Here is a 4,478-nt window from a genome sequence, read left to right on the forward strand (position 1 = left end):
GGTCCAGGTCATGAAGAAGAAGCACATGCACCTAACGAAAAAACATGGGTTAGTGAGTTAGTGAAAGCAGCGGCAATGTACGCAACAATACCTCTGTCATATTTAGAAAGTATAAACAATGAGGAAAAATAAAAACAATAAACTACAAATTAGGAGGGTATTATGAATAAATTCATGGAAGAAGCAGTTAATCAAGCTTTTATAGGAATGAGAAAAGGTGAAGGTGGACCATTTGGTGCAGTTATTGTTCTAAACGGTGAAATTATCGCAAAAGCTCACAATGAAGTAATCGCAACTAATGATCCTACTATGCACGCAGAAGTAAACGCAATAAGAAAAGCAACCAAAAAACTAGGTCGCTTCGATTTATCAGATTGTGAAATCTACTCTTCATGTGAACCTTGTCCAATGTGTTTCGCAGCAATTCACTGGGCAAAAATGAAAAAACTATATTTTGGAGCATCAAGAGAAGATGCAGCAGCTATCGATTTTGATGATCAATACATCTATGATGTAATCAATAAAAAAGCATCTGACTTACAAGTGGAAATAGAAGTTATAGATGTAGAAGAATGTCAAGCACCCCTAACTGAATGGGGAAAAATGGTTGAGAAAGTACCATACTAAAAACAAAAGCAAGCTCTGAGCTTGCTTTTTTTATGTTATACTATTCTAAAGAGGAGTGATAAGATGAAATCATTTAAGTTTAAACAAGCTATCAATTATTCGGGTTATAGAGAAAACCAGTCACCATTTACAAAGACATATCCATCTAAAAAGCAAATCCTTGAAGATTTATTGCTATTAGAGGGAGAGTTTTATTATCTTAGGATTTATGATTGTAGTCCTCATGCATATAGAACACTTGAAGTAATAGAAGAAAATAATCTGGATTTTAAAGTGATGCTAGGGCTTTACTTGTCACCAGAAGAAAACCATATAAATCATCCCTTTTTCTATGTACATGAAGAAAAGGTATTATTAGCAAGTATTGAGAAAAATAATGATAAAGTAAAAGAATTGTTGGCTTTATACGAAAAATACGAGAATATCGTATCAGCTATATCAATAGGAAATGAAACAAGATCGATTTGGAATAATAGTAGAGTTAGCATAGATACATTAGTAAATGTTACAAAGACAATAAAAGAAAATACAGATTGCCTGGTTACATTTTGTGAAGAGTATCAAACTTGGATAGAAGAACTAGAACCACTAGCAAAAGAAGTAGATTTTATCAGTCTACATACCTATCCAGCTTGGCAAGGATGTAAGATAGAAGAAGGACTAGAAGTCGCAGTCAAAAACTTTAACCAAGTTCAAAATAAATATCCAGATAAATACTGTATTATCACAGAAACTGGGTGGCCAACAAACACTCATGGAGCACGCATTAAAAAAGAGGATGCAAATATTGAAAATCAGAAGATTTTCAACTCACAAATTACCAAATGGGGTCAAGAAAACAATACTCTTATATATTTGTTTGAAGCATTCGATGAGCCATGGAAGGGTGAAAACAATCCTGAAGAACCAGAAAAGAACTGGGGAATATATACTGTAGGTAGAAAACGAAAATAAAAACAAGTTCAAATGAACTTGTTTTTTTATAATATATCCTCATCCGAACCATCAAAGAAATAATAGAATAGTAAAACCAACATTAGTGCAAGAGTGATATAGAATATAATTTCATGTATCGTAACACTGAGACTCATATACCCTATTGATATAAATATTATTCTGCCAATAGACATCAAGAGATGCCAGTTCCTATTTTTAATACTCTTGAATATAATTGTAATCTCAGTCAACAAAGATACAATTACTATGATTATAAATGCATTTTGAAGTAATTCAATATACCTATAGTACCAAGGGTAGTAATGTAATGTAAAAGGTGGTATAAGAACCTTGTGTTTAAACTGAAGGGTACTCACGATAATAACAATCAAGGATACAAGTGAGATAGCAGCTATTATGATTGATTTTTTGTCATATTTACTTTTTTTTATATGAGAAATGACAGTAGAGCTTAAAATGAATGTATAAAGGAATATGACAAGGTATGGTATGAAAGATGATACAGAAATATAAGTGTGTGTTGGATATCTACCGCTCATATAGTATTTCGTAATCTTAAATACGTATTGATAAAATATCTCCTTTTCAGAAATGTCTGGGACATTACCAATAGTTTGTAGAAAATAAACAAAAAGTAGTAATAGCAAACCTAATAAAAACCATCTTTTTTTACTCATAGTATCTCCCTTTTAAACATATTTAAAACAAGTTCAAATGAACTTGTTTTTTTTATAGAATATCTGTATCTGCGGTATCTGTTAAATAGTAAACCATAAAGATTAAACTAATCATCATCAAGAAGAAGAAAAAGAAGTTGTAAAGCTTCATATATGTACTTAGTACTGCGATTAACATAAATAGTATTCTTGCAACTGTCATATGCATTAATTTATGTCCATGAATAATATTATTGTAGACAACAATACCTTCAACAAAGAGCATCACTAGTATAGTTAGAACAAACCAGTTTGGTATTACAGTTAAATGCGACCACGTTCTATGAAACTCAAAGAACGACATCGATATAATAATTAATAGTATTAGCCCCAAATGACCAGAAATTTTTGTCATTGAACGAGGATCAAACTTAGAGTAACGTAATCTTTGCACGATAGCAAAGAATAAAATACCTATATATAAGAATACAACTGGAAACACAGCAAATGATGATAAAACAAATGTTGTTGAACTATACTTCCAATCTGCTATATTATGTCGTAACGTAAATGTATAAAAGCTGGATTCACCTAAATCAAAATCTGGATTTCGCATTAACCCCATAACAACTAACATGTAAATGATAATGATTGATAATAAACCAATAAAAACAATTCTTCCTTTTTTCATAGTAATCCTCCGTAAGTTTTAATACCTAGTATTTAATGGGTAAGAACCCTTCAAAAACAGCGTTGTTATATTTCGCTAATACTTTTTGATAATCTTTCTTAGTTTTAGCAGTATACACTAGTATTATCATACCATTTTCTTGTAGACTTGTAACTTTTTTATTTGGTAAGTCAGATAATTTATGCATAATGTAATCTGGCTTCGTAATTTTTAGGATAGGAATAAGCCTAAACAATAGATTTATACATCTATATTTAGTTGGTTTTGATTTTCTAATAAACCCTCTAATTAAATGATTTGCCTTTTTCTTGAAGATGTTTACGATTCTTGGATCAAAAGACAATACAGCATATGTAAATGTATAATTATTCATAGTCTTTAGAAATGAATCAACAAGTAATTTATTATTAGTAGACTTCTTTAACTCTAGTAGTAGTTTAGTTGTTTCAGGAAACAAATCAAGGACATCGGTAAGTAGAGGAATAGAATACTCTGTATCTCTAATCTTTAGCACTTTGATTTCATCATATGTTAAGTTCTTAATTTTCTTTTTAATTCCACATAATCTAGTTAACGTGTGATCATGACAAACAATTAATTTATGATCTTTAGTTAATTGGATATCTAACTCAACATCATAAAAATGATTAACTGCATGTTCAAATGCAGCTATTGTATTTTCGGGTGTTTTTTTATTATGTAGTCCACGATGTGCAAAAGTTCCCTCTTTTAGCCATTCTAAATTTTTCATCGATTGTTCCTCCTACAAAACATACTTACATTATAACATATCAGAAACCTATGATAACTCCCTAATATGAAGAAATCATTAATATCGAATTTTATTTCTATTACAAATCATATATTATAAATATATGTTATAATTTGGTTGAGGTGTTGACATGGAGAAAAAAATAGTATTCTTTGATATAGATAGAACCTTGTATGACCCTGATATCAAAGGAATCCCAAAAAGTACAATAAATGCACTAAAACAATTACACGAGCGTGACGACATCGAAATCGCAATAGCGACAGGTCGTGCTTTTTATATGCTTCATATTATTGAAGAGATAAAAGAGTTTATTAATATCTACATTTTGATAAACGGACAAATTATTATGAAGGATGGAGAAACGATTTATCGTAATCCTATTTCCAAAGAAAAAGTAAAACAAGTAGTAGATTCTTTTAATCAGAATGAATTAAAATACGGTTTCCTAGGTGAGTTTGATGAAACACTGAATATCGTTGATGAAAAAGGAAAAGCAGCATTCGAACTTGTTGATATGAAATTACCCAGAATAGATCCTCATTTCTATCAAGATAATGATATCTTCCAGATGTGGGCGTTTTGTGACAAAACGTGTCATGATAAATACAAAGAAGAATTTAATGAACTAGAAGTTGTTTCATGGCTTGGTGGAGGATTTGACGTTTTAAGTGATGGAATGAGTAAAAAAGAAGGAATCAAAAAGATTTTAGAAATCGAAGGAATCCCTTTAAGCAACGCTTATGCAATTGGGGATGGGGATAACGATATAGCA

The 4,478-nt window shown here is 30.6% G+C and carries 6 protein-coding genes and 1 pseudogene; 4 read left to right on the forward strand and 3 right to left on the reverse strand.

Features of this window, described 5'->3' with window-relative positions:
- The 3 genes and pseudogenes from AC2LE6_RS04040 to AC2LE6_RS04050 form a co-directional block, all read left to right on the forward strand.
- Positions 1-132, forward strand: a pseudogene (locus AC2LE6_RS04040) (YgeY family selenium metabolism-linked hydrolase); the annotation flags it as partial.
- Between the two features lie 30 nt (positions 133-162).
- Positions 163-627, forward strand: coding sequence for a nucleoside deaminase (locus AC2LE6_RS04045; protein ID WP_484477970.1), 465 nt, complete (start codon positions 163-165; stop codon positions 625-627).
- 63 nt (positions 628-690) lie between these two features.
- Positions 691-1,581: a glycosyl hydrolase family 17 protein gene (locus AC2LE6_RS04050; protein WP_484477971.1), complete on the forward strand. Its 891-nt coding sequence runs from the start codon at positions 691-693 to the stop codon at positions 1,579-1,581.
- Between the two features lie 26 nt (positions 1,582-1,607).
- Here AC2LE6_RS04050 and AC2LE6_RS04055 read toward each other — a convergent pair whose 3' ends face one another.
- The 3 genes from AC2LE6_RS04055 to AC2LE6_RS04065 are packed head-to-tail and all read right to left on the reverse strand — an operon-like array spanning position 1,608 to position 3,682.
- Positions 1,608-2,261 carry a hypothetical protein gene (locus AC2LE6_RS04055; protein WP_484477972.1) on the reverse strand — a complete coding sequence of 218 codons (654 nt, stop codon included), beginning with the start codon at positions 2,259-2,261 and terminating at the stop codon, positions 1,608-1,610.
- A gap of 52 nt (positions 2,262-2,313) precedes the next feature.
- A complete protein-coding gene (locus AC2LE6_RS04060; protein ID WP_484477973.1) occupies positions 2,314-2,931 on the reverse strand; it encodes a hypothetical protein in 618 nt (205 codons plus the stop codon).
- A 25-nt stretch (positions 2,932-2,956) separates the two neighbouring features.
- The gene (locus AC2LE6_RS04065) at positions 2,957-3,682 is read right to left on the reverse strand and encodes a glycerophosphodiester phosphodiesterase family protein (protein ID WP_484477974.1); all 726 of its coding nucleotides are present in this window, start codon (positions 3,680-3,682) and stop codon (positions 2,957-2,959) included.
- A 151-nt stretch (positions 3,683-3,833) separates the two neighbouring features.
- Between AC2LE6_RS04065 and AC2LE6_RS04070 the strand changes: the two genes are divergently transcribed.
- The coding region (locus AC2LE6_RS04070; RefSeq protein WP_484477975.1) for an HAD-IIB family hydrolase at positions 3,834-4,478 on the forward strand (645 nt) is incomplete at its 3' end.

The organism is Candidatus Izemoplasma sp., assembly GCF_982632705.1.

Bases quoted from the DNA above. Each gene is read 5' to 3' on its own strand.
- AC2LE6_RS04060 (WP_484477973.1), bottom strand. From the start codon at position 2,931: ATGAAAAAAGGAAGAATTGTTTTTATTGGTTTATTATCAATCATTATC.
- AC2LE6_RS04045 (WP_484477970.1), top strand. From the start codon at position 163: ATGAATAAATTCATGGAAGAAGCAGTTAATCAAGCTTTTATAGGAATG.
- AC2LE6_RS04050 (WP_484477971.1), top strand. From the start codon at position 691: ATGAAATCATTTAAGTTTAAACAAGCTATCAATTATTCGGGTTATAGA.
- AC2LE6_RS04055 (WP_484477972.1), bottom strand. From the start codon at position 2,261: ATGAGTAAAAAAAGATGGTTTTTATTAGGTTTGCTATTACTACTTTTT.
- AC2LE6_RS04065 (WP_484477974.1), bottom strand. From the start codon at position 3,682: ATGAAAAATTTAGAATGGCTAAAAGAGGGAACTTTTGCACATCGTGGA.